Source organism: Enterococcus casseliflavus NBRC 100478 (genome assembly GCF_001544095.1).
Classification (GTDB): domain Bacteria; phylum Bacillota; class Bacilli; order Lactobacillales; family Enterococcaceae; genus Enterococcus_D; species Enterococcus_D casseliflavus.
On sequence record NZ_BCPT01000015.1, the window covers coordinates 56,429 to 82,213 of the forward strand.

Genomic DNA, 25,785 nt, shown 5'->3' on the forward strand with positions numbered 1-25,785 from the left:
CCAGCGTCTTTTTTTGTATTCACTTTAATTGGTTCAAAAGACTAATATTTATGGAATCAATGATAACAACAGCCGTTTAATCTCCTCATAAACCTCTCCGGTTTCCGGCGTCACACGTTGACGATTCTGAATGATAAAAAGATCACGATAGCGGTACTCTGGATCAAGTTCCTGCCAAGGCAACTCTTCTGGTAATGAAAGTTTCGAAATGATCGATTTGCCGATGTTTTGTTTTAGTAGGGACAAAATCACTTCGCTATTATTGGCTTTGATGATTTGCGGATTTAGGTGCTGTGCGTAAAGATAGGTTTCGTTAATGTAATACATCCCCGAGTCGTTTTCTCGCAAGACCCAAAAATCAGAAGCGAGGTTGCCTGCTAACACCAATTCATCGCGATAAACGAATTCTTTTTGGATCAATGGCGAAACGATTGATTTTTCGATCAGGCCGATATGGGCTTTGTTTGATTCGACGGCATCGATCACTTCTTGCGAATTCATGATTTTGATTTCAAAGGCAAATGTTGGAAATTCTGCAATCAGCTGTGCCATGATGCTAGGCAGTAAGTAAACGGCGGTGGTATTCGAACAAGCGAGCACACACGCTGTTTTAAAATTTTTGGTGTCTTTGGCTTGCGAAAAAATAGTGGACAATGAGCGGAGGGACTCGACCACACGAGGATACAAAAACTCCGCTTGGCTAGTGGGTAAAATCAATTGTTTTCCTTTACGTTCAAAAAGTTTGAAGCCAAGTTCCGCCTCTAATCGTTGGATTTGCAAGGAGATCGTTGGCTGAGTTTTATAGAGCTGTTTTGCGGCAAGACTAAAGTTTCTCGTTTCATAAACAACAATGAAGGTTTTGAGCAATTCAATCATTTTGCGGACTCCTTTATTATTAATAATATTTATAATTAGTATTTAAAAGTACAATTTTACAAATAGTTATCAGGTGATTATAGTATAAGTGTAGAGAAAAAAGAAAGCAAATTTAATTGAAATTTTCATACGTTAAGAAAGGATGAGTTGATGAAAACATCGATCCAGCATTTTTTACATTCATTGCCAATCCCGATTTGCGGCTTGATTTTAGGCACTGTGTCTTTGGGGAATTTATTGTATTCAGAAGGAATGGAGACGGTTGGAAATGCGTTTTGCACCCTTGGTATTTTCATCATGGGGCTCTTCCTTCTGAAAGTATGCTTTACATTTAAGCACACGATGTCAGAGTTGCAAAACCCAATCGTTGCTTCGGTGGCGCCGACCTTTACGATGGCGCTGATGGTGATCTCCACTGTTTTTGAACGGGTCATTCCCAATGCAGTGGTGAATGATCTGCTCTGGTGGGGGGCTATCGGCTTACATTTTGCTCTAATGATCTATTTTGTTGTCGTGCATATTTTGCCTGTCGACCTTTCGCTGGAATACATTTATCCAAGCTGGTTTATTACCTTCGTCGGGATTGGCGTAATTCCCAATACTTCTGCTGTCTTTTTTAAAGAGCTAGGGGAAGTGATCGTCTGGATCGCATTGGTATTGTATTTTGCGCTTTTGCCGATTATTTTAAAGCGAGTCGTCCATCAAAAGCTGACGGAACGTGCGGCAGTTCCTTTGATCACGATTTTAACAGCACCAGGTTCTCTTTGCTTAGCAGGTTACCTTTCCGTATTTGAACAAGGCTCTGCTTGGTTTGTCGCCTTTATGCTGTTATTGTCACAAACGATTTATTTCTGTGTTGTCGCTTATATGAAAAACATGCTGGCAGTCGGGTTTTACCCAAGCTATGCGGCATTTACGTTTCCTCTTGTGATCTCGGCGACTGCAATGTTCAAATCAGCACTGTTTTTTGCGAATCACCCACTGATATTTGGGTTTCTACAAGCCTTAACGATTATTGAAACCAGCTTTGCCGTGATTGTCGTCTGCTATGTGTTAGGAAAATATGCTGTTCATTTGTATCAGCAAACCAAAGCGCTGATTGCCGGTCATAGTTATTAAGGAAACACAAAAAATCATCCATTTTTTGAGAAAATGCGTACTCTACGCAAAACAATAGCACAAGTATTTGAAAAGAAAGGGAAGGGATCGCACATGAAAAGTACAAGCAGAAAAGTTGTCGTTGTCGGAACAGGTTTCGTTGGAACGAGCATTGCGTATTCCATGATCAATCAAGGACTAATCAATGAATTGGTCTTGATCGATGTCAATCGAGACAAAGCAGAAGGAGAAGCCCTCGATTTGTTAGACGGTATGTCATGGGGGCAAGAAAACATCAAAGTTTGGGCGGGAGAGTACTCGGAATGTAAAGATGCTGATATCGTCGTTATTACTGCAGGGATCAACCAAAAGCCAGGACAAACACGGCTTGAATTGATCGATGTGAACGCCGAAATTATGGCAAGCGTCACAAAACAAGTGATGGCTTCAGGCTTTGATGGCGTGCTTGTCATCGCTTCAAACCCAGTCGATGTCTTAACTTATCAAGCATGGCGTGTGTCAGGGCTGCCAGCCAATCGTGTTGTTGGTACGGGAACGACCCTCGATACCACAAGACTTCGAAAAGAAGTGGCGGCAAAATTAGCCATCGATCCACGGAATATTCATGGGTATATCATTGGGGAACACGGTGATTCGGAAGTCGCTGTCTGGTCCCATACAACGATCGGTGGTCAACCGATCGTAGAATTGATCAAGCAAAAGGATCGTTTGACCGTTGCCGATCTAGCGGTTCTTTCTGAACGAGTAAAAAATGCCGCCTATGAAATCATCGATCGAAAACAAGCAACATTTTACGGGATAGGGATGAGTGTCGCAAGAATCGTTCGAGCGATCTTAAATGATGAGCAAGCGATTCTGCCGGTGTCTTCCTACCTTGATGGGGAATATGGCATCAACGATTTATTCACAGGTGTTCCTGCAGTCGTGGACCAAAACGGCGTCCGCGAAATTATTGAATTGACGCTTACCCCTGAGGAAAAACGGCAGTTTGATACTTCGTGTCATCAGTTACGAGCAGTAATTTCCACAATTGGACAAAGCAAAGTCAGCTGATCTCAAGAATACTAGTAATGAAATCCTCGTGTTCGTTTTTGCCAAAGCATGGTTCGACTATTTACGGTCGGCCATGCTTTTTTTACATCTAGCCAAGAATGTTAAAAGGAAATGGCGTATTTTACGCGAAACGCCCACTATTCAACTCTCTTTTTTCTCACTCCTTTAGAAAAAACATCCTCAGTGAATGACAGAAAAAGAATGATCGATCAACCTTGCAAACATTTCGAGTTGTAAAAAGTGACAAAGTGTCACCTTGTGTGGTATTCTTCAAAAAGTGACACTTTGTCAACATTTGGAAAACAGGAGGAAAGAGCAATGTTTCTGGCTATAAAAGAAATGCGTTATTCAAAATTAAGATATGGGCTGATCGTAGGAATCATGTTTTTGATTGCCTATGTTGTTTTTATATTGTCTGGCTTAGCTACCGGACTTAACTGGGATTTTAAAAAGGCCATCGTCGACTGGGATTCATCCGCGATCGTTTTATCAGAAGATGCGAATGACACATTTGCGGCTTCGCAATTGACGAGAGGGGATCTAGACCGTGTAGCAGGAACCCAAAAAGCCCCGATTGGTTTATATAGCAGTGTCATCACGGTCAACGATGAACAAGTCAATGTGACTGTTTTTGGTACACAAGACGATGCGTTCTTGTTACCAGAAGTCTTAGAGGGCAAGCTGTTTTCAAAAGAAAATGAGATCACGATTTCAGAAAATTTAGCAGAAGAAGGTATCAAGGTCGGAGACCAAGTGAAAATCGGACGCTCAGATGAAACCTTCAAAGTCGTTGGGATCACCCCAGAAACGTCTTATACGGTGTCACCAGTGATTTATACTTCCCTCGATACTTGGACGAAAATGAAGTTTGCTAATCAACCATTTGCATCTGACAAGGAGCAGCCCATCAATATCATTGTGACCAAATCAAGTGATCCGAAAGTCGATAACCAAGAAGGAACCCAGCTTAAAGTGTTGGCAACGGAAGACTTTATTGAAAAGCTTCCTGGATTTTCTGCCCAAAACTTGACCTTAAATGCCATGATCTACTTCTTATTTGTCGTTGCAACGGCAATCGTGGGGATTTTCATGTATGTGATCACCCTGCAAAAAACGGCGATTTTTGGTGTGATGAAAGCCCAAGGCATTCGGACCAGCTTTATTGCCAAATCAATTATTGCGCAAGCATTTATGGTCGGTGTGATCGGGGTAGCCCTAGCCTTTGCGGCGGCATACGGCACCAGTTTGTTTTTACCAGATGCCATGCCATTTTTCTTTGAATTCAAGCAATGGCTGCTTTATAGCGGCATCTTGATTCTCGTGGCAGTTCTAGGCGGCTTATTCTCCATTCGGACGGTCACAAAAGTCGATCCAATCACGGCAATAGGAGGGTAACAAAGATGAAAGACATTTTAGTAATGAAGGATATTATAAAAAAATTTGGCAAGCAGCATACCGAAGTAACGGCATTAAAAGGACTGAATTTTCATGTTCAAGAAGGGGAATTTGTCAGTATCATCGGTCCTTCTGGTTCAGGAAAAAGTACCTTTTTGACCATCGCTGGCGGCTTACAAAGGCCAACATCGGGAGAGATCATCATCAACCAGGTGAACTTTTCCCAATTAAATGAAAAGCAACGAGGGAAGTTGCGTTTTAAAGAGATTGGGTTTATCTTGCAAAGCTCGAATTTGATCCCTTTTCTAACGGTAAAGGAACAATTTTATTTGGTCGACAAAGTTTCAGGAAAAGCCAAGGAAAAGGAACGGATTGATGAATTGCTTGCTTCATTAGATATTCTCGATCTTCAAGACAAGTTTCCCCGCGATTTATCTGGTGGGGAACGTCAACGAGTAGCGATCGGCAGGGCGTTGTTTAATGACCCCAGCTTGATTTTGGCGGATGAACCAACTGCCAGCTTAGACACCGATCATGCGTATGAAGTGGTGAAGTTATTGGTGAAAGAAGCGCATGAGAAAAAGAAAGCGACAGTCATGGTCACTCACGACGAGCGAATGATCCAATGGAGTGATCGCATTTTCCGAATGGAAGATGGCAATCTGATCGAACAAAACGCCCCGTCAAGAGAAACTGCACAAGTCTGAGTGGAAAAGTAGAGGGATTTGTTTATAATAGAGGGAGTAGATTGCGAATGATGGAGGAGAATCCCTTGCCAAGTACAACATTTTTTCATTTAAAACAAGAGAAAAAAGAAAAAATCGATGCCGTGCTTTTAGAAGAATTCTTCAGCAAGCACATCAGTCAAGTCAAGGTCTCTGCCATCGTCGAAAAGTCGCACATTTCTAGAGGGGCGTTTTACAAGTACTTTCAAAACTTAGAAGATGCCTATGACTATGCGATCGCCGACTATTCAAACCAAATCCATTCTGCGATTTTTACGTTTATCAATCGCAACAAAAATGATTTTTTCAAAGGGATCGAAGAATACTTGGCTTGGTGCAGTCAATGGTCACCTGAAGATGATCATTGGAAAATGATCCACTTATGTACCCAAAGCAATGCCTGGACGAAGCGCGATGCGATCTCTGACGATTCGCCCATGATTCGTCAGTGGTTGGAGCTGTTGGAAGAAAATCGCTTTACGATCCATGATACGCAAGAAGCTGTCAGTTTCCTTTATTTTATTATGGCGGTCGTGATGGATAGTCTGACAGATTTTATTTCGAATGAATGGACCGCAAAAGAGCTGATCAAAGATTTTCGCTATAAGGTGCAATGGATCAAGTATGGAATCAAAGAGGACAACAAAGAGGACAATGAAGAAGAATGAACGCTTCGGCAAGAGGATGGACCAAATGCCTCGCACGGCGGAAAAGTTCATATATAAGGAAAGAGGTGCCCGACAACCGAAATAGTTGTCGGACACCTCTTTTTTGAGGGAATGATTATTTTTTATTTACACGTTTCGCAATGATCGGCAAGATCAAGCCAATCAAAAGAAAGGCGATTGGCGTAATGATATTTAAGGCCAATTGGAAGAACCAAGCTTGCGGATCTGCCGCATAATCAAGCTTAGGAACCATCCCTAAAATGCAGGCAAAGGCCGTGAACAAGAAGCACCATAAGCCGATCCCAAAGCCAACCTTGGTGTTTTTCACGAATTTATAATCGGAAGTAAAGCGATTGGCGTGTTTGTTGACTAGCATAAAAGCTAAGAAGACCCATAAGTAACGCAATGGCATGACAACTGAATTCAAGTTCAACAACCAACGATACAGTTCGGTCATATTGCCGATTCCTAGTGCTGGAATAATGATCAAAATGCTGACTAGGATACCAGTCATAATATACCCATTCACTGGTGTTCCTTTTTTGTTTAGTTTTGCTAAACCATTTGGAACAAATTCTGAATCAGCATCAGACAATAATATTTTCAATGGGGCATCAATTGAAAAAGCCAAAGCAGAGATTTGCGCTAACGCATTGGCGATGGAATAAAGAATGACAAAGAAATTGCCGATTCCGTAGAAGTTTCCTAGTCGTTGAAAGGCTTCATAAGCGCCGTTGACCATCAAATCTTCTGGAATATGGTTGGCATCAAAAAGCATCCCCATAGCAATCGAGCCGAGCAAGGCACATAACGCCACCATACCGGCTAAAAAGATCATGCCTTTTGGAAATTCTTTGGCAGGATTTTTTGTGTTATTTACGTAAGGCGAGATTTTTTCACAGCCACCTACCGCAAATACCAGCATCGAGATCGTGGTTAAATAGGTAAAGTCAAATTTAGGGATATAGGTTGAAACAGATGACATATTTGGTGTAGCAATCTCAGCACCAGTCATTGCTGGAGCAGTCACTGCTAAAAGAATAAAAAGAATCGACATCACGAACATGGCTGTTCCGGCGATGTTCCCAATCATTTTTAAGGTCGTCAATCCTTTAGAGGCAATCCATAAAAAGAATAGAAAAATAGCTAAACAAATCAATGAGACTTCCATGGAGCCCATCGTTGATACAAATGTACCGTTTCCTTTAAATAACCAACTCAATGATACTAAGATTCCTTGGGGTTTTTGTGCCAAATAAGGCACGTGAACGACCCAATAAGTCCAAGCAGCAAAAAAAGCCAACCGCTTTGTTGAGGTTTCTTTGATCCATGAGGAAACCCCACCACTTGACTCTTTGAAGGTCGATCCTAACTGACTAACACTTAATGCATAGGGTACAAAATAAAGAGCCATAATTAATAGCCACGAAACAACAACAGTCAACCCTTGTTGAGCGTAGTTGTTTACAACATTTCCCAGTCCCCAAACAGAGACGAACGCCATCAGCGCAATATTATACCAGCGTAATTGTTTCTCATTCATCGCTTTCTCCTTCTTAAAATGATTTTTCTGACTGGTTAAAATAGAGCGTTTTTTGAAATTTAGTGAGAAAAAAATTTCTTTCCATAAGCGCTTGATCACGATCAAGTTTCTTATGCATTTTTTCACAAATGTCAAAGGTCAAATTGAATAAAAAAATTTCATTTGTTTCTTTTTATCCAGTCGTTGATTTTCCATAGTTAGGATAAACCTCTGAATTCTTTTGGTCAAGAAAAATTAAATTGTTATTTAAAAAAAATAATAAATTTCTGATGATAGCAAAAGCAAACATCATCATTCATTAATAATCTGAAAGAAATCCAACTACATTCGGTCAAGGGCATGGATGAAATAGGGAGTGCTTCATTCAAATGAATGGACGTATAAAGATGGAAGAAACCCTTTCGAAAGGCTTTTCACTGGTGCTTTTAGGATAGATTTTTAAGCAAAGGAAACAGGAGAGTAGACGTAATTTTTTTGTTTTTTTAAGAAAAATTTTACGCGAACATTCTTTCAAAGAAACACGTAAACAAAGTTAGCCAAATGCTTCGTTCCATCGAAATCACTCGTTTTTTTTCGCCAATTTATAGGAAGTGGGTGTTATTCGCTCAAATACTGGCCATAAAAGCAGATAAAAGACGAAGTTTCCACTGGCATGGAAGAAATCGAACAGTAGTCCTTGAAGGTAATAGGCAAGAAACGAAGGAAACTGATAAAGCCAAACTTCCATCAACGAAATGATCAAGCCATAAAGAAGTCCGCAAAGAAAGGCAAAGAAAGCTTGCAAGAAGCGGTTTTTCTTGATGATCGGTATTTTTCCAAACTGATGAAAAAGAATGATGGTGATAGTAAGTGCAGCCAATTGACTGATCGTCCAGGGACCCATGCCTAGATAGATATTTGTTCCGAGCAAACTTAATAAGGCAATCATCAACGCATCGGATAAACGGTAAGAAAAAGCCACTAAAAATAAATGGGCACTCATAGGCTGAACGTTAGGGATAAAGACAAAAACTAACCGTCCAACGATACAAGCCGCAGTAATCAGTGCTAAATGAGAAATTCTTTGGATGGAAAATATCTTGGTTTGGGGAGGAAGCATGAAAATCGCCGTCTTTCTAATTGATAATCATTCTCATTATACATGGAAAATAATAAAATTCAAGATTGAAATACACATTATATAGTACGATAATAAAAAACGAGCACAATATGTTGTGTTTTAGAAGGTGAGGGAAAGAAATGGAATACAAAAAACAAACGATTGAGAAATTGAACGAGGATATCAAGTTTTTCCAAGAAGTTTCGGCGATCACACCAGAAATGACCCAAACATTTGAGGGAATCGCTCGTTTGATTATGCTGGATCGTTATTCATACAAGGATCAAACCCATCAAACATTGCGTAAGGATGATTTGGTGATTTTGACAACGAAAGCTGATCCTAAATATCCTGCGCGAGGAATCGGTGTTGTGAAAGCAATCGATGGGGAACTAGTCTCTATCGAAGTGGAAGAGGCCTATCGCTCAGCGTTAGAAGATATTGATGAACAAGCCAATGGACTTGTTAAAAGAAGAAAAAGTGACATTGAAAAACCGTTAGAACTCTTTTTTGAGCAAGTGGCGCATCGTGTAGCCAAAGGGATTTCTGCCAACGAGTCCCATGACCAGGAGCGCTTCTTCGAGGTGTTTTACCAACAAATCGTGGCGCAAAACCTAATTCCTGCAGGCAGAGTACTTTATGGAGCAGGAACAAATTCTCAAGTTACCTACTTCAATTGCTTTGTGATGCCTTTCATCCATGATTCCCGAAAAGGGATTGCTGTTCATCGACAAGAAGTTATGGAAATCATGAGTCGAGGTGGCGGGGTCGGAACCAATGGGTCGACCTTGCGACCAAAATCAAGTGTGGTCCACGGTGTCAGTGGTCGGTCTTCTGGGGCAGTTTCTTGGTTGAATGATTTGGCAAACTTGACGAACCTTGTCGAACAAGGAGGTAGCCGCCGTGGAGCGCAGATGATTATGATGGCAGATTGGCATCCAGATATTTTTGCGTTTATTCTTTCTAAAATTCAAAATCCTGCTGTATTGCTTCACCTAAAAAAAACAATCACAAATGCGACGATCAAACAACTGATCAATGAAAAACTGCAATTTGACCCTCTGACAAAAATGGAAGAAAGAATGTTCACTTATCTAGCACAACTGCCTGAATCGTCAGATAAGGAACATAATGACATGATCCAAAAGGCAAAAGAAAAATTGCGCATAGGTGGCAGCTATACGGTGAAAGAAAGTGATTTCTTAACTGGCGCGAATATCTCAGTCTGCTTGACAGAAGAATTCATGGAAGCAGTGAAGACAGATGGGTGGTATGAGCTACGCTTTCCAGATATCGACAATTATTCAGAAGCAGAGATGGCGCAATATGATGCAAAGTGGGCTGAAGTCGGGGATGTGCGAGAATGGGCAGCTGCTGGCCATAAAGTCAAAACCTATCAAAGGATCAAAGCTCGTGAGTTATGGGAGTTGATTACTTTTTGTGCAACGTATTCTGCTGAGCCTGGTATTTTCTTTATCGATAATGCCAACAAGATGACGAATGCTACAGCATATGGACAAAAAGTCGTAGCAACTAATCCGTGCGGTGAACAGCCCCTAACCCCTTATGCGGTCTGTAACTTGGCAGCCATCAATCTCGCAAACATGGCGGATCGCCAAAAGGGCACCGTTGATTTTGCCAAACTAAAAGAAACCGTGAAAACAGCGGTTCGTTTCCAAGACAATGTTATTGACGTAACGCCTTACTTTTTTGACAAAAATGAGCAGCAGGCGAAAGGGGAAAGACGTGTTGGATTAGGGATCATGGGCTTGGCAGATTTATTGATCTACTGCGGGAAAAAATACGGATCGGCAGAAGGAAATCAATTCGTTGATCAAATTTTCGAGGCAATGGCAGTCACTGCCTATGAGGCATCCATTGAATTGGCGAAAGAAAAAGGCAGCTTTCCCTTCCTGATTGGAAAAAATGACCAAGAGACGCAAGCGTTGCGAAAGAAATTTATCGATACAGGATACATGAAAAAAATGCCAGCGCACATCCGCGAAGGCGTGCTGCGATTCGGTATTCGCAACTCTCATCTTTTGACTGTTGCGCCAACAGGATCGACAGGCACGATGACGGGAGTTTCAACTGGTTTAGAACCTTATTACTCCTTTTCTTATTTTAGAAGCGGTCGACTAGGTAAGTTTATTGAAATCAATGCGGAAATCGTTGACGAATACCTGATGGATCATCCTGAACGAACCAAAGCGGAGTTGCCGGCATGGTTCATTTCCGCTATGGAGTTGACGCCCGAAGAGCATGTCGGTGTGCAATGCACCATACAACGCTGGGTGGATAGCTCCATTTCAAAAACGGTCAATGCACCAAAAGGATATACAGTAAGCCAAGTAGCCAAGGTTTATCGAGATCTTTATGAAGGAGGAGCCAAAGGAGGGACTGTCTATGTAGACGGCAGCCGAGATTCACAAGTACTTACCTTAGAAGCGGTTGAAAATGAGCTGACCGCACAAGTTGAACCGCTGCCTGTCGTTCAAGTAAATGAACCCGTCGCCTCTGGTGAAATCTGTCCCATCTGCCATGAAGGAACCATTGAGGAAATCGGTGGCTGTAGTACCTGCACAAACTGTAAAATCCAATTAAAATGCGGGCTCTAAGAAAAAACGAGAGTGATAAAATAATTCTTATCCGTATACTGGATAGAAAAACGATTAGTATTTTGACTATTGGAGAGGAAGAAATAGATGAAAAAAGTATTTGTCGTATTCCTGCTAGTGAGCACACTACTCGTCGCTACAGGATGCCAACAGGCAAGTGTAACGCCAGAAAGCACGCAGCAAAGTTCCTTGAAGCAAGAACAAGGAACAGCTACGATCGTCATCCAAAATCAAGAAGCTGTGACCTCAAAAGAAGTAACGTTCCGAGAAAATGAGTCGCTGCTGGAAGTAATGAAAGAAAACTTTGCGATCAAAGAAAAAGATGGCTTTATCACCTCGATCGACGGCATCAGTCAAGATCAAAAAGCCAATCTATTTTGGGTCTATACCGTCAATGACGAAATGACCGATAAAGGGGCACAAGCGTTGATTTTAAAGAACAATGACACTATCACATTTGATTTGAAAGCATTCTGATTTGCTTGATTCTAAGGATCTTTATTGGTGCAAAAGAACTTGCATATAAAGATCTTTATCTATACAGATAGACTCTTGCGTTGATTTTGGAGGCAGTTTTGCATTCAAGTTCTATTCAAGAGTCTATTCTTGTTTTTCTATCAGGGGTTGGGTGGTGGCTTAGTTTATTTTAAAATTGGAATAATAGAAGTAAAGATACCATTACATACATAAGTTTTAGCCATGATGTTTCTTTCGTATTTTGGCTTTCGTTCCTATTTTTTGTAGAAAATAATTTTTTTATAGTAGAGTGGAAATGGACAAAAATTTGATTTATCCGTTAGCTTAAGTGGCTAACGCTTCTATTCTCTAATATATGGTTTTACTTACTATTTTTCTTGCGATTGTTTCCCAATCTGCTTGTTGTTCATAAAAACAATGTTATCATTGTACCATCAGATGTGGTGGCGAACAGTGGTCTAAAACACGAGCGGTGATTACAAATAAGGTTTTTTCGTTCTCTTTGTTTATTGATCAGAAAAGGTAGGAGGAGAATAATGGTTGAGGTACTTTTGATGTGTGGCGTTAGTGGTGCAGGCAAAACCACTTACTCAAAACAAAAAGAGCAAGAAGGCTATGTAAGACTAGCAATAGATGAATTGATTTGGGAAGATTATGGCGTTTATGGTGTTGATTACCCTTCGGAGAAATATGCAAAAGTTTCTTCATTATCTTCAGTTAAATTGAAAGAGCTTACAGTAAAGGCTGTTCAAGAAGGAAAAAACGTAGTTGTCGATTCTAGTTTTTGGGCTAAAAGTCACCGAGACGCTTATAGAGAACTACTGGCAGCATATGATGTGACGATTAAAGTAATCTATCTAAAAGCTGATTATGATACTTTACGAAAACGATTAGCGATCAGAAATAAAGTCCAGACTGCAAATTCCGCTTTTCCTATTACAGAAGAAATCCTTCAACGGTTTTTTTCAGGATTCGAAGAACCGGTAAATGAAGATGAGGTAGTGATCGAGCAAAAGAATATATGAAGTAGCCTCAAAACTTTTTTTACTCTTTTTCAATACAGTTAGTCTTATTCCTGTGCAGGACACGAAGGACAGTCATGCTAGAAGCAAAATAGTGATTGGCAATTTCTTTTCTTGTTGCATTCTTCGATAGAAGAAATAATTTAGCGGTGACCACCCCAAATGAAGAATAAGAGCAGCTAGTACGAAATTTGTATCCAATTGCTGATGAGAGGAATTAGATCAGCCAAAATTGTAAAAGAGGGTAAGAAATAGGAGAACTATTTTAAAATGACGATCGTCCCCTCAGAACCTTCAGAATACAAATAGAATAAAATCAATTGATTGTATAGGTGAGTTATGAAAGTTCAGTATAAACTAATTTTTCTTATTATATTATTTATTTTGATAGGGTTAGTTTTAATTGGAGATCCTACAGATATTTTTTATATAGTGTTAAATTTTTCTCTTCCTGTGTTATTTATAATTTTTAAATTGTTTTTTTCTGATGTGAAAAACAGGAAATTGTTTTGGCAAAAAAGGTCGCCATACTTTGGAGAGCAAAGAAGAAAAATAAATAAAAACGTTTTAAATCTATTTTTTATAATAGGATTAGTATGGTTTATGTATTTAGTTTATCAATACCTGAATTAAAAAAACAAGGGACATGACATAGGTTAACAAGTTATGCTCCTTGTTTTATGGTGTTACGATAATTAGTGTTAGTGTAATATCCATGGATTTTTTGAAGAATATATGGAGATAATATAAATAGGGGTTCGCGCCACGATTTACCTGTTCATTGGGTGTTAAACCCACTTACTAAAAGTTAGGTAATTTGAAGAAGTTAGATTTTTTATGCGAAAAATAAATTTATTTATGAGTATAGTAAGTGAAAATAGCGCTCAAATAGAGTGTAATATGAGTATAAAAAACTCTTTTTTGGGGGTGCGTTATGAAGAAGGAAAAAGAAAGAATTCAGATTGCGGTTGAAAAAGATCTAAAAATGGAAGCAGAAGATATTTTACATGATTTAGGAATGAATCCCACTACGGCAATTACTATTTTTTATAAACAAGTCATAGAAAAAGGGGGATTACCCTTTGAGGTAAAACTTTCTGAACAAACAAAGCAAGCTAGGCGAATTGCTAAGTTAGCGAAAAAATCTACTAATGTGACGAGGATAGATGATAATAAGGCTTTCGAGGCTTGGTTGGATGAAGATGAATAAAATAGTTTCAATGTATGTGGCTTATGTGGGTAAACCAGAAGGAAAAAGACGACCAGTTTTGATTATTGAGAATAGTGAAAATGAAGTTCTTTTTTATGCGATTACAAGCAAGTTTGAACACAAATCAGAGCGCATAAAAAAGCTTTATTTCCATATCAATGATTGGCAAGATTCAAATTTAAAAAAAGAGTCTTGGATTGACACAGGAACGTTATTCGTTCTTTCCAAAGAAAAAATAGATTTTAAATATAAAGATATAGGGTAACTATCTCAGAAAGATTTGAATCGTTTAGAAGAGTTTCTTAAGGAGCGCTCTTAGAAGAATGAACAGCATTAAAAATACACTACCTTTTCATTAGGACTAGGTAGTGATTTTTTTGATTTCATATCTAATTTGTAGTGGTAATAGTGAGAAAAAAATTACTGTAAAGGTTTTTGAACTAGCGAAGCACTCACTGAATTTATACAGAAGATATTACTTCCACAAATTATCTGACTCAGTTAATTTATGGAGAAACGAAGCATTTCACGTGCAAAGAGTTCAGTCATCTCGTAGAAAAAAACTTTTCGAAAAGCATAGCTCTTACATACATCATTTAATAAGAAACTTTTTGACAGCAAGGCATTTCTTCTTATTCAATTGGCAATAAATTAATTATAAACAAAAAAATGGAACAGCATAAATGTTTTCGAAATGCTTTCGCACCAACATTTACCTGTTCCGTGGGTTTGGCACCCAATGGGCCGTGAGGGGCTCGAACCCGCGACCCGCTGATTAAGAGTCAGCTGCTCTACCAACTGAGCTAACGGCCCGTACCAAAAGTACTTCATTATCTTAGCACTCCATTGTTGAAAAATCAATCATTCTTTTGAAAAAAATATGCGCTTTTTTCAGTTGAGAAACTGGCGTTATCTTAATAAAACACCATTTGTTTCCCAAATTCAAATGATAGGAAATTCTTAAAAGATTGATCAGATTGCTTTAAAAACTCAGAAAACCGTGATAAAATGTATCTAGTTATCAAAACTAGATGATTAGTTTGTGATAATCTAACCTTCTGTTCGTCAAAATGGAGGATGACATGGAAAAATTACAAGCAGACATGAAAAATTGGGGCAATTCATTGCTGAATTTCCACCTGCCGAGATGGGAAGAATTGCCAACGCTGGAACTGTATATGGATCAGGTGATCACATTGATCGATCAATATTTATCGCCGGTGATCCAAACGGAAAAGCATCCGCTATTGACCTCTTCCATGGTCAATAATTATGTCAAAAAAGGGATGATTCCAGCACCAGAGAAGAAACGTTACAATCAAAAGCATCTCGCATTTTTGATTGCGATCACGATGCTCAAGCAAGTGCTGACGATTCCTGAAATAAAGACGGGGATCCTTTTTCAAGGGAAAGTCGTCGGCATCAGAAATGCCTACAATGTATTTTGTGAAGAACAAGAAAAAGCGATCCACCTTGTCGGCAAAGAAGCAATGGGAGAACCCGAACAAATGACGTCGGAACCGATCCCAATTGAATTAGTAGCCATGAAAGGTGCGACGCGTTCCTTTGCCAACAAACTATTGGCAGAAAAAACGATTGAATTAGAAGTCATTTATTTAGACACACATAAAGGAGAAGACCATGAATAAAGAGAAAATTGCCCTATTAGTTGATTCAGGTACCGATGTTCCCGCACAGATCATGGAGCAATACGGCATGTATATGCTGCCATTGCAAATTATCTACAAGGATCGGACCTATACCGATAAAGTTGATATTACTGCGGAAGAAATCTACGAGCGCTTGCCGCAAGAGATCCCTAGTACCTCGTTACCTGACGGGGCTGCGATCGGGGAAATCTTTGATCGGATCAAAGCCGATGGGTATGAGAAAGTCTTTGCCGTAACCATCTCCAGCGGATTGAGCGGAACGTTTAACGTCGTTCGCCTGTTAGGTGAACAACGGACGGATCTTGAGGTTTTCGTGCTTGATACGAAAAATATCGGAATCGGTGCAGGGCTGCAAGCGATTCGTGCAGCAGAACTGTTAGAAAAAGGCGTGACTTGGGAAGAACTGCGGGCACAATTAACGAATGAAGTGCCGAAAAACAAAGTCTTTTTCAACGTAGCTACCTTAGAGTATTTACAAAAAGGCGGCCGCATCGGTCTGGTTGCATCCATCTTAGGCAATGCCTTGAAATTGAATCCAATTATCTCTTGTAATGAAGAAGGGATCTACTATACGGTCGCAAAATCTCGTGGACGGAAGAAAAGCTTGGACAAAACCGTTGACTTGATCAAGCAATTCATCGGTGATCATCGCCATGTGCGTTTAGCCGTGGCGCAAGGTGATGCACTGCAAGAAGCCAAAGAGATGAAAGCACGATTAGAAGCCGAATTTCCTAAGGTCAAAGAAATCTTATTTGGACAAATCTCTCCCGCATTAGTCGTCCATACGGGTCCTGGGTTGTTAGGGATCGGTATCCAGCTTTTAGAAGAGTAAAAAAGAAAGGCCCCTTGCCTTTCTTTTTTTGTGCTTTCCTTAAGAATGAGGCTGCGGTTTTTGGGAAAGATGAAAAGCCCGTTTAAATAATGTATAATAAGTAAGAAACCAAAAAAAATTGAGGTGACATTTTTGAAAAAGATCCTAGTCGTGGACGATGAGAAACCAATTTCTGATATCGTCAAATTTAATTTAACCAAAGAAGGATATGAAGTATATACCGCCTATGATGGAGAAGAGGCATTAGAAAAAGTAGCCGAGGTCGATCCTGATCTGATTTTGCTTGATTTGATGCTGCCAAAAATGGATGGGTTGGAAGTTGCACGGGAAGTGCGCAAAACCCATGACATGCCGATCATCATGGTCACAGCCAAAGATTCTGAAATCGATAAAGTACTAGGCCTCGAGCTTGGTGCGGACGATTATGTAACCAAACCATTTTCAAACCGGGAATTGGTGGCCCGCGTCAAAGCCAATCTGCGTCGCGGCTCGGCAGCTGCGAAGGAAGCAGACGATAACGCCAACAGCGAATTAACGATTGGTGATTTAACCATTCATCCTGATGCGTACATGGTCACTAAAAATGGTGCAGCCATTGAATTGACGCACCGAGAGTTTGAATTGATGCACTACTTGGCAAAACATCTTGGTCAAGTGATGACCCGGGAGCATTTATTGCAAACGGTTTGGGGCTATGACTACTTTGGTGATGTCCGGACCGTTGACGTGACGGTGCGTCGTTTACGTGAAAAAATCGAAGACAGCCCGAGCCATCCAAATTATTTGGTTACTCGTCGCGGAGTGGGCTATTACTTGCGGAACCCAGAACAGGAATAAGCTATGAAAAATAAAGTTCGCTTTTTTCAATCGGTGAACTTCAAAATCGCCCTGACTTTTATCTTGATCTTATTGATTGCGATCCAGATTATCGGGGCGTATTTTATTCGCGAATTGGAAAGAACAACGGTCGATGCCTTCAAACGCGACATGGAGGCACGTGCCAGCACGTTAGTGGTAACGTTAGGCTCTGAATTGAGTCGAATGGATAATGATGACGGTTTAGATTGGGATTCCATGAATGCTTCCTTGAATCGTATCTTAACGAGTACCAACTCATCGGAAATTTTGGAGATGCGGGTGGTGGATGAGCAAGGGATCATTCGTGCAACCACCAATATCAATGATCGTGGCTCGGTGGGAGAAAAAAATGATTACCGTGATTACGATACGAACCGCAGTGAAGTCCTCTATGATGAATCCAGCGGCCAGCGGGTGTTCAATATCGTGCAGTCGATCCAATCACCGACAGGGGATACCGTTTTAGGAACCCTTTATTTACGGAGCAATCTTGAGTCAAAATACAATGAAGTCAGTACGACTGCGGTCATTTTTGTGACAGCCTCACTGATTGCGGCAGTGATTTCGATCATTGTGGCACTATTGGTCTCTCGTTCCATCACCCAACCGATCGGAGAGATGCGCGAACAAGCGATTCGCATCGCCAAAGGAGATTATAGCCGCAAGGTCGCGATTCATGGAAAAGATGAATTGGGGCAACTGGCGGAGACCTTTAATCAACTAGGAGAACGAATCGAAGAGACTCAAGAGGCGATGGAATCTGAGCGAAACCGCTTGGACAGCGTCTTGTCTCACATGACAGACGGCGTTGTTGCCACCGACCGACGAGGCAAAGTCATTACCATCAATGAGATGGCGATGTCCTTGTTAAATGTCAGCAACGAAGAAGCGATCGGGCAGTCGATTTTGACGTTATTGGAAATCGATGAAGAATACACGTTACGAAAGCTTTTGGAAAATCCTGAAGACATGCTGTTGGAGCGTCCTAGTAATGATTTGACGGGAACAAATATGATTTTGCGCATCGATTTCTCCATGATTCGTCGGGAGTCTGGCTTTATTTCTGGGTTAGTTGCGGTGATGCACGATGTTACAGAGCAAGAAAAAAATGAACAGGAACGGCGAGAGTTCGTTTCCAACGTTTCTCATGAGTTACGGACACCATTAACGAGTATGCGCAGCTACATCGAAGCGTTGAGTGAGGGTGCTTGGAAAGACCCAGAAATTGCGCCGAACTTTTTGAAAGTGACGTTGGATGAAACGGATCGAATGATTCGGATGATCAATGACTTGTTGAGTCTGTCGCGGATGGATAGCGGCAATTCGCAACTGCAGTTGGAATACATCAATTTCAATGAAATGGTCAATTTCGTGTTGGATCGTTTTGACATGATGGTGACGAATGAAAGCAAAAAATACTTGATTCGTCGGGAGTTCACTAAACGAGAATTATGGTTGGAAGTCGATACCGATAAAATGATCCAAGTGATCGATAACATCATGAATAATGCCATCAAATATTCGCCAGATGGCGGGATCATTACGGTGAAATTGATGGAGACCCATAACAACATCGTACTTAGCATCAATGACCAAGGACTAGGGATTCCGAAAAAAGATCTCGCAAAGATCTTTGATCGTTTTTACCGAGTCGACAAAGCTCGTGCCCGTCAGCAAGGAGGTACTGGCTTAGGATTGGCGATCTCACGAGAAGTCATCAAAGCTCATGGCGGTGCGATTTGGGCGGAAAGTCGAGAAAATCGCGGGTCAACATTTTACATCATGTTGCCGTATGAACCGTATGAGGAGGATTGGTGGGTATGAGAATCTCAGAAAAAATCATTCGTGTAGGCTTGATCGTAATGATCGCCTTGAGTTTTTATTTCTCCTATATGATTTGGCTGAATCCGACTGGGTTCAACAATGCCAGCACGGAAACAGATACCGGCGTCAATCCTTCGGTTCAAACCTACAAACAAAAAAGCGATTTGTTTTTGCCCCTGTATTTGACTTGGAATGACGAGGACGCGATCAAAGAAACCAACTCTGAAGCGGTGATTCGTGAGATCCAAGAGGCGATCAATGAGGCAACGATCAGTGATTTGACGCTGCGAACCTATGGCGAGGAACAAGCTTTTTCAAAAGCCCAAGAAGTCAATCAAGGGGTGTCCTTAAACTACTATACAACGTTTTACTTGAAAGATTATGAGAAAACCTTTGAAAAAGAGCTGTCCTTAGAGGACGAAAGTGAAACAGAGGATTTTCCGTTTTCCCGCATCCAGTTTGACCTTGAAGAAAACACGATCCAATTTGTTGATTTTACCCATCAACGAGTGGTGCGAGGAAAAATCGACTGGGACAAAAGCCAAGTAAAACACTTACTAGCAGACAACCCTCGAGAATGGACGACAATGGTGGCAGATGAAGAACGATCCAGCAAGCAATATTATACGCAGGATTCGATCAAGCTGAAAAAATACAGCTACTATTCTTCGACTCAATCTCAGAGCTTGTTTCGAGAAGCCTTTTTCAGCAATCCTAAAAACGTCAAGATCAATGATGAAAGTGTCGATACCTACTATTATGAAGGTGGGCAAAACATGACGGTCTTGCAAGATCAGCAGCAAGTCAAGTTTGAAACTACCACAGATGATTCCGATGAAACGGATCTGGCGATGTTGAGTGCGGATTATATTATTCGTTTAGGCAACAATTTTGGGACGATCCGCTATTTTGATCAACAAGACAAGCACTTGGATTATCGGGTTTTCGTTGAAGGCTATCCAGTCTTTAGTACTGGTGGTCAAGGGGTGATCAGTGTGGCTTTTTCAGAAAGTGGTCAGACCGGCAGTCGGGAAATGACGATTTCTGCCAGTTTGAACGCGATTCAAGTGCCGATTCCTTCTGAAACCGAGATTGAATTACCCTCTAGTTTGTCGGTCAAAAATGATCTGATTGCGGCAGGGGCTGATCCTGAATTATTGCAACAGATCATCGTTGGCTATCAATGGGGGGAGATCAAAGATGCACCACTCGTTGATTTGACGCCTGCTTGGTATGTCAATTATGACTCGTCTTGGATCAGTTATGATGCATTAATGACAAAATTAGCAGAAACGGAGGAGAATTAATTGGATTTTAAACGAATCGAATGGATTTTTTTCCTCGCTTTTCTTGGTCTGAACGTCTTTTTATTCAATGTTTACAGTGAGGCTCGCAGCGAGCATCAGATGGTTTCACAATCAAACCAAACGATTCCTATCGAACAACGTCTCGAGTCTGAGGACATTCGGTATTCTGGCGAATTATCAGATGAGGTCTTGAGTGGCTATTATTTGAGCGGTGAACAGACGGATTTTGATGTGGAGCTACGAAATCCGCAACTCAATACGCAGTTCAAAAGAGGGTCGACGGTCAAAGGTCAGCAGTTGATCCATGTCTCAACCAATGGCTTTTACATCAGTGATGATTCCCAAACGGAAGAAACCGTCAATGGTTTTTTGCAACGAAAAGATCAAGTCCTGTTTGGGGATGAATATGACTATTTGGAAAACCTCTCTGTCTTGAACGCCAATCATCCGACCGTGGTGGCGGTTCAATCCTATGAAGGCATTCCTTTCAATGACAGCTCAAGTCGAATCGATATCACCTTAGAACAAACGGATGATCTATTGCAGATTGCTCGTTACACGCAAACACATATCTCCAATATTACGCCTCTAAGGGAAAAGATGACGGTCTATTCAGAAAAAGAAGCAGTAAATACGCTTTATCTAAACAACAAGCTGCCGAGTCACTCGAAAATTCTCTGGACGGAATTAGCCTATACGATGATTTTGAAGGTTAGGGAAAAAAATGTGTATATTCCTGCATGGTTTATTGCGTTCCAATTAGATGGCGATGACACCATCCAAATCGAAACGGTCAATGCCTTTAGCAATCGGATCATCACGAATAATGCCGTTCAAAAGGTAGAAAATCCATAAAAAAGCGGGTATAATGGAACTCGTTGAAACAACCAGAGAGGAAGTCACGTAAACCATGATGAAGGAAAATGCCTTTCAAGTAAGTATCCTAGCCAGCGGAAGTTCAGGAAATTCGCTCTATATCGAAAGCAATAAAAAGCGGATCTTAGTGGATGCCGGTTTGAGCGGCAAGAAGATCACTTCATTATTGGATGAAGTAGGGCGGAAACCAGAAGACTTGGACGCCATTCTTGTGACCCACGAACACCGGGATCATATCCACGGTGTCGGAGTACTGGCGCGAAAATACAAACTTGATGTCTATGCGAATACAAAAACATGGCAAGCGATTGATCCAATGATCGGTAACGTCGCTGTCGAACAAAAACATATCTTTGAAATGGGAAAAGTGCTGACCTTGGGTGACTTGGACATTGAAAGCTTTGGCGTCTCTCACGATGCTGCAGCGCCGCAATTTTATCGTTTCCATAAAGACGGCAAATCATTCGTGATGTTGACGGACACCGGTTATTGCAGCGATCATGTGCGAGGCATTATCAAAGGCGCCGATGCGTACCTTGTGGAAAGCAACCATGACCTAGAAATGCTGCGAATGGGCCCTTACCCATGGAGCCTCAAACAGCGAATTCTTGGAGATCGTGGTCACTTATCGAATGAAGATGGCGCTCTGGTCATGACGGATATCTTGACCGACAATACCAAACGGGTCTATCTTGGTCATTTAAGTAAAGAAAACAACTTGAAAGAGTTGGCGCACTTAACGATGGTCAACACCATGAAAGAACATGATCTAGGTGTTGGAGAAACATTTGAAGTCTATGATACCGATCCTGACAAAGCGACGGAGTTATTTGCAATCTAATCGATCAACAAAGGATAAAATTGTCGGGTGGAGGCAGCAGGTATGTTTGATGAAGAAAAAATCAAGCGTCTGAACGAGCTTGAAATGGCTGTTTATAAGTACATTGTCCAGCATTTTGAAGAGATCGATCAACTGACGATCCGCGAATTGTCAGCTGCATGCCATGTCTCGACCTCGACGATTTTACGATGTATCACGAAATTAGGCTATCGCGGGTATTCAGAGTTAAAGTATGCGATCTGTCAAAAAAAGGAACAAGATGCACGAGCGTTTGATCTTTTCTATGATGCAACGATCCAAGTCAATACATTCTTAAAAAAAGTCAATAATGAAGATTACCGTAAGTTTATCCAGCCAGCGGTAGAACTGATTCTTTCCGCACGCCATGTGGCGTTTTCAGGTATCGGCACAAGTGGCATTCTTGGCACCTATGGCAGCCGCTATTTTGCTAATTTAGGCATCAATGCCTATAGCATCGTCGATCCCTTTTTGCCAGTACCGCCTCGTGGGATGGAAAATACGTTAGCGATCATTTTATCAGTTTCGGGGGAAACCATTCAAATGATCAAGCAAACGGAGGACTTCAAACGGTATGGGGCAAAAGTACTCAGTATCACTAATGATGAAAAATCGACGATCGCCCAAATGGCAGATTACAATATTTCCTACTATATGCCCGTCGTCAGTGGGGGAAAAGAAGTCGATTTGAACCTGACGACGCAAGTCCCAGTGATTACACTGATCGAACTTTTAGCCCATCAAGTCTACAAGCAAATCTAAGTGATCGTAAAAAAACAGCTTCGGCTGTTTTTTTTGTTGGAACATGTTTCATAACTTAGAAAAGCTATAGGCAAGGGGAATATTATCTATTAAGATTTATTTGTAAGCGAATTCACTGGCCGGTGGATGGAATTTTATTTTAGGAGTGATGTGAGATGAACGAATGGATCAATGAGAAATTATTACCCCCAATATTAAAATTTGTCAATACGAAAGCAATCACTGCATTAAGAAACGGTATGCTCTATACGATGCCCTTTTCAATCGTAGGATCGATTTTCCTACTATTAGCAAACTTTCCCGTCCAGTCGATTGCGGATTGGGTAACGAATAGCGGCTTAGGTGAATACTTCAACCAAGCCTATGGCGCCTCTTTTGCAATTATGGCCTTTTTCGCCGTAATGGGCATCGCCTATTCATATGTAAAAGCAGAAGGTTACGAAGGACTCCCTGCAGGAATGATTGGTTTAGTTATTTTCTTATTAACTATGGAGTCAAGTGTGACGGATGCTGAAGCAAATGTGACCATCGCAAATGTCATTGATAAGACGTGGACCGGTGGACAAGGAATGATCAGTGCCATCTTAGTGGGACTTTTTGTGGGTTGGGGTTATACGTGGTTCTTGAAACGCGACATCCGAATCAAACTGCCAGAGCAAGTACCCACCAATGTCGCAAACTCATTTACAGCATTGATTCCAGCCGCTGTTTTGACGACCATCGCATTAGGCATTTATATTTTCTTTGATAAAGTTTTTCAAACAACCGTGGTCGAATGGATCTACACCGTGATTCAAAGTCCAATGCAAGGGGTGACGGATTCCCTTGGTGGTGCAATGATGCTAGGCTTCTTAGTGCCATTCTTGTGGTTCTTTGGGGTTCATGGTTCGACGATCGTGGGCGGGATCATGGGACCAATTTTACAAGCCAATTCATTAGCCAATACGGCTATTCTTGAATCTGGTAAAGCATTGACATTAGAAAATGGCGGACACATCGTGACCCAGCAGTTTTTGGATCAATTTATGACGGTAACTGGCGCAGGAATGACGATTGGGATCGTGCTATACATGGTGGCTTTTGCCCGTTCGGCGCAGTTCAAACAATTAGGACGTCTTTCCTTGATACCGGCATTCTTTAATATCAATGAACCAATTATTTTTGCGACACCGATCGTCATGAACCCAATCATGGTATTACCATTTATTTTGACACCGATGGTTTCAGGCGTGATCACGTATTTTGCACTTTATACCGGTATCGTACCGCTATTTACTGCTGTGCAAGTTCCATGGACGACCCCGCCGATCATTTCAGGTTTTCTAGTAGGTGGCATTCGGACCGCTATTTTACAATTTGTTGTTTTAGCAATCGGCTTCTTTATTTACTATCCTTTCATTCGTAAAGTCGATAGTTTGAACTATAAACAAGAAACAGAGATCGTTTAATACCAAGGAAGCAGGTTGAATAGAAATGAATAAACTAAGAAGCGATTTTTTATGGGGTGGCGCAGTCGCTGCTCACCAATTGGAAGGCGGCTATCGTGCGGGTGGAAAAGGCGTGATTGTCGCTGATGTCATGACTGTCGGAGGCAACGGAATTCCTCGCCGAATCACGGAAGGTATCCAACCGGGCGAAAGCTATCCCAATCATGAAGCGATCGATTTTTATCATCGGTATCCTGAAGACATCAAGCTTTTTGCCGAATTAGGGTTGAAGTGCTTCCGAACATCGATTGCCTGGACCCGTATTTTTCCAAAGGGGGATGAGCGCGAGCCGAATGAGGAAGGCCTGGCCTTTTATGATCAATTATTCGATGAGTGTTTACGCTATGGCATTGAGCCAGTCATTACCCTGTCTCACTTTGAAATGCCTTATCATTTAGTGACCGAATACGGAGGTTGGCGTAACCGTAAATTGATCGATTTGTTTGTCCGCTTTGCAGAAGTTTGTTTTACGCGCTATCAAAAGAAAGTGAAGTATTGGATGACCTTCAATGAAATAAATAATCAAGCAAACTATAAAGAAGATTTTGCGCCATTTACCAATTCTGGTCTGTTCTTTACGGAAGGAGAAGACCGAGAAAAAGTCATGTACCAAGCAGCTCATTACGAGCTCGTTGCCAGTGCAAAAGCGGTGGCGCTAGGACATGCGATCAATCCTGCGTTTCAAATCGGATCGATGATCGCGATGTGCCCAATCTATCCGTATTCTTGCGATCCCAAAGACATGATGGCAGCCACGGTGGCCATGCAACGGCGCTATTGGTTTTCAGATGTTCATGCCCGTGGGCACTATCCGAGTTATATGCGCAGCTATTTTGAAAGAAAACAATTTGATTTAGATATCACCCCTGAAGATGAAGCAGCTTTGGCGAAAGGTTGTGTTGACTACATTGGTTTTAGTTACTATATGTCATTTGCGATCAAAGGCAAGGAGAATGATCCAACCTATGACTATGATGAGAGCCAAGATCTGGTGGGCAATCCTTATGTCGATGCTTCTGAATGGGGCTGGCAGATTGATCCCGTAGGCTTGCGCTATGCCATGAACTGGTTTAACGAACGCTACGAATTGCCGCTTTTCATTATAGAAAATGGCTTTGGTGCGGTGGATACGGTGGAAGAGGATGGACAGATCCACGATGACTACCGTATTGACTACCTAAAAGCCCATATCGAAATGATGAAAGAAGCAGTAGCTTATGATGGCGTCGACTTATTAGGTTATACACCGTGGGGCATCATTGACTTGATTTCTGCGGGGACAGGGGAAATGAAGAAACGCTATGGTGTGATCTATGTGGACAAAGACAATGAAGGAAATGGAACCCTTGCTCGTCAGAAGAAAGATTCATTTGCATGGTATCAGCAAGTGATTGCGTCCAATGGCACGAAAGTCTAAAGAAAAAAACGTTACGCAAAATTTCGGCTCTTTGTCAATAAGGACTGATGAGTTGTGTAAAATCAAATCTGGGTCAGAATGAACCACA

The 25,785-nt window shown here is 41.3% G+C and carries 23 protein-coding genes and 1 tRNA gene; 20 read left to right on the forward strand and 4 right to left on the reverse strand.

What is annotated here, in order from left to right; genetic code table 11:
* Nucleotides 1-48: 48 nt before the first annotated feature.
* The gene (locus ECA1_RS12820; protein WP_005225266.1) at nt 49-876 is read right to left on the reverse strand and encodes a LysR family transcriptional regulator; all 828 of its coding nucleotides are present in this window, start codon (nt 874-876) and stop codon (nt 49-51) included.
* 150 nt (nt 877-1,026) lie between these two features.
* Between ECA1_RS12820 and ECA1_RS12825 the strand changes: the two genes are divergently transcribed.
* From ECA1_RS12825 to ECA1_RS12845, 5 genes are all read left to right on the forward strand, one after another.
* Complete coding sequence (locus ECA1_RS12825; protein WP_060792681.1) at nt 1,027-1,995, forward strand: TDT family transporter; 969 nt, start codon at nt 1,027-1,029, stop codon at nt 1,993-1,995.
* 93 nt (nt 1,996-2,088) lie between these two features.
* The gene (locus ECA1_RS12830) at nt 2,089-3,048 is read left to right on the forward strand and encodes an L-lactate dehydrogenase (RefSeq protein ID WP_010747562.1); all 960 of its coding nucleotides are present in this window, start codon (nt 2,089-2,091) and stop codon (nt 3,046-3,048) included.
* Nucleotides 3,049-3,366: 318 nt separating this feature from the next.
* Nucleotides 3,367-4,443: an ABC transporter permease gene (locus ECA1_RS12835; protein ID WP_060792682.1), complete on the forward strand. Its 1,077-nt coding sequence runs from the start codon at nt 3,367-3,369 to the stop codon at nt 4,441-4,443.
* 5 nt (nt 4,444-4,448) lie between these two features.
* A complete protein-coding gene (locus tag ECA1_RS12840) occupies nt 4,449-5,150 on the forward strand; it encodes an ABC transporter ATP-binding protein (protein WP_060792683.1) in 702 nt (233 codons plus the stop codon).
* A gap of 47 nt (nt 5,151-5,197) precedes the next feature.
* Nucleotides 5,198-5,836 (forward strand): TetR family transcriptional regulator, encoded by a 639-nt coding sequence (locus tag ECA1_RS12845; protein ID WP_060792684.1) that lies wholly within the window; start codon nt 5,198-5,200, stop codon nt 5,834-5,836.
* A 115-nt stretch (nt 5,837-5,951) separates the two neighbouring features.
* Here ECA1_RS12845 and ECA1_RS12850 read toward each other — a convergent pair whose 3' ends face one another.
* Entirely contained in the window at nt 5,952-7,379 is a 1,428-nt protein-coding gene (locus ECA1_RS12850; RefSeq protein WP_060792685.1) for an APC family permease, read from the reverse strand.
* 559 nt (nt 7,380-7,938) lie between these two features.
* Nucleotides 7,939-8,478: a hypothetical protein gene (locus ECA1_RS12855; RefSeq protein WP_060792686.1), complete on the reverse strand. Its 540-nt coding sequence runs from the start codon at nt 8,476-8,478 to the stop codon at nt 7,939-7,941.
* A 140-nt stretch (nt 8,479-8,618) separates the two neighbouring features.
* Here ECA1_RS12855 and ECA1_RS12860 point away from each other — a divergent pair, with 140 nt between their 5' ends.
* The 5 genes from ECA1_RS12860 (at nt 8,619) to ECA1_RS12885 (ending at nt 14,070) form a co-directional block, all read left to right on the forward strand.
* On the forward strand, nt 8,619-11,096 hold the full coding sequence (locus ECA1_RS12860) for a vitamin B12-dependent ribonucleotide reductase (protein WP_060792687.1): 2,478 nt from the start codon (nt 8,619-8,621) through the stop codon (nt 11,094-11,096).
* Between the two features lie 87 nt (nt 11,097-11,183).
* On the forward strand, nt 11,184-11,573 hold the full coding sequence (locus ECA1_RS12865) for a DUF4430 domain-containing protein (protein ID WP_060792688.1): 390 nt from the start codon (nt 11,184-11,186) through the stop codon (nt 11,571-11,573).
* A 536-nt stretch (nt 11,574-12,109) separates the two neighbouring features.
* Entirely contained in the window at nt 12,110-12,598 is a 489-nt protein-coding gene (locus ECA1_RS12870; RefSeq protein WP_034868317.1) for a P-loop nucleotide/nucleoside kinase family protein, read from the forward strand.
* A gap of 931 nt (nt 12,599-13,529) precedes the next feature.
* Nucleotides 13,530-13,805 (forward strand): type II toxin-antitoxin system RelB/DinJ family antitoxin, encoded by a 276-nt coding sequence (locus ECA1_RS12880; protein ID WP_005225277.1) that lies wholly within the window; start codon nt 13,530-13,532, stop codon nt 13,803-13,805.
* Nucleotides 13,792-14,070 carry a type II toxin-antitoxin system PemK/MazF family toxin gene (locus tag ECA1_RS12885; protein WP_060792690.1) on the forward strand — a complete coding sequence of 93 codons (279 nt, stop codon included), beginning with the start codon at nt 13,792-13,794 and terminating at the stop codon, nt 14,068-14,070. Before ECA1_RS12880 ends, ECA1_RS12885 begins: the two co-directional genes overlap by 14 nt.
* Before the next feature lie 475 nt (nt 14,071-14,545).
* Here the strand turns inward: ECA1_RS12885 and ECA1_RS12890 are convergent.
* Nucleotides 14,546-14,618: transfer RNA gene (locus tag ECA1_RS12890), tRNA-Lys, on the reverse strand.
* Between the two features lie 269 nt (nt 14,619-14,887).
* On the opposite strand from ECA1_RS12890, the gene ECA1_RS12895 reads away from it, so the two are divergent.
* From ECA1_RS12895 to ECA1_RS12940, 10 genes are all read left to right on the forward strand, one after another.
* Nucleotides 14,888-15,454: a DUF1836 domain-containing protein gene (locus tag ECA1_RS12895; RefSeq protein WP_060792691.1), complete on the forward strand. Its 567-nt coding sequence runs from the start codon at nt 14,888-14,890 to the stop codon at nt 15,452-15,454.
* A complete protein-coding gene (locus tag ECA1_RS12900) occupies nt 15,447-16,307 on the forward strand; it encodes a DegV family protein (protein ID WP_005225280.1) in 861 nt (286 codons plus the stop codon). Before ECA1_RS12895 ends, ECA1_RS12900 begins: the two co-directional genes overlap by 8 nt.
* A gap of 132 nt (nt 16,308-16,439) precedes the next feature.
* Nucleotides 16,440-17,144: a response regulator YycF gene (gene yycF, locus ECA1_RS12905; protein ID WP_010747607.1), complete on the forward strand. Its 705-nt coding sequence runs from the start codon at nt 16,440-16,442 to the stop codon at nt 17,142-17,144.
* A gap of 3 nt (nt 17,145-17,147) precedes the next feature.
* Nucleotides 17,148-18,989, forward strand: coding sequence for a cell wall metabolism sensor histidine kinase WalK (gene walK, locus ECA1_RS12910; protein ID WP_060792692.1), 1,842 nt, complete (start codon nt 17,148-17,150; stop codon nt 18,987-18,989).
* Nucleotides 18,986-20,296 carry a YycH family regulatory protein gene (locus ECA1_RS12915; protein WP_060792693.1) on the forward strand — a complete coding sequence of 437 codons (1,311 nt, stop codon included), beginning with the start codon at nt 18,986-18,988 and terminating at the stop codon, nt 20,294-20,296. Before walK ends, ECA1_RS12915 begins: the two co-directional genes overlap by 4 nt.
* Nucleotides 20,297-21,151, forward strand: coding sequence for a two-component system regulatory protein YycI (locus ECA1_RS12920; protein ID WP_005225285.1), 855 nt, complete (start codon nt 20,297-20,299; stop codon nt 21,149-21,151).
* Between the two features lie 55 nt (nt 21,152-21,206).
* Nucleotides 21,207-22,013, forward strand: a complete 807-nt coding sequence (locus tag ECA1_RS12925; RefSeq protein ID WP_060792694.1) for an MBL fold metallo-hydrolase — start codon at nt 21,207-21,209, stop codon at nt 22,011-22,013.
* Between the two features lie 42 nt (nt 22,014-22,055).
* Nucleotides 22,056-22,793, forward strand: a complete 738-nt coding sequence (locus tag ECA1_RS12930) for a MurR/RpiR family transcriptional regulator (RefSeq protein WP_010747610.1) — start codon at nt 22,056-22,058, stop codon at nt 22,791-22,793.
* A 155-nt stretch (nt 22,794-22,948) separates the two neighbouring features.
* Nucleotides 22,949-24,241, forward strand: a complete 1,293-nt coding sequence (locus tag ECA1_RS12935) for a PTS sugar transporter subunit IIC (protein ID WP_005225288.1) — start codon at nt 22,949-22,951, stop codon at nt 24,239-24,241.
* A gap of 25 nt (nt 24,242-24,266) precedes the next feature.
* A complete protein-coding gene (locus ECA1_RS12940; protein ID WP_060792695.1) occupies nt 24,267-25,697 on the forward strand; it encodes a 6-phospho-beta-glucosidase in 1,431 nt (476 codons plus the stop codon).
* The last annotated feature ends 88 nt before the right edge of the window (nt 25,698-25,785 follow it).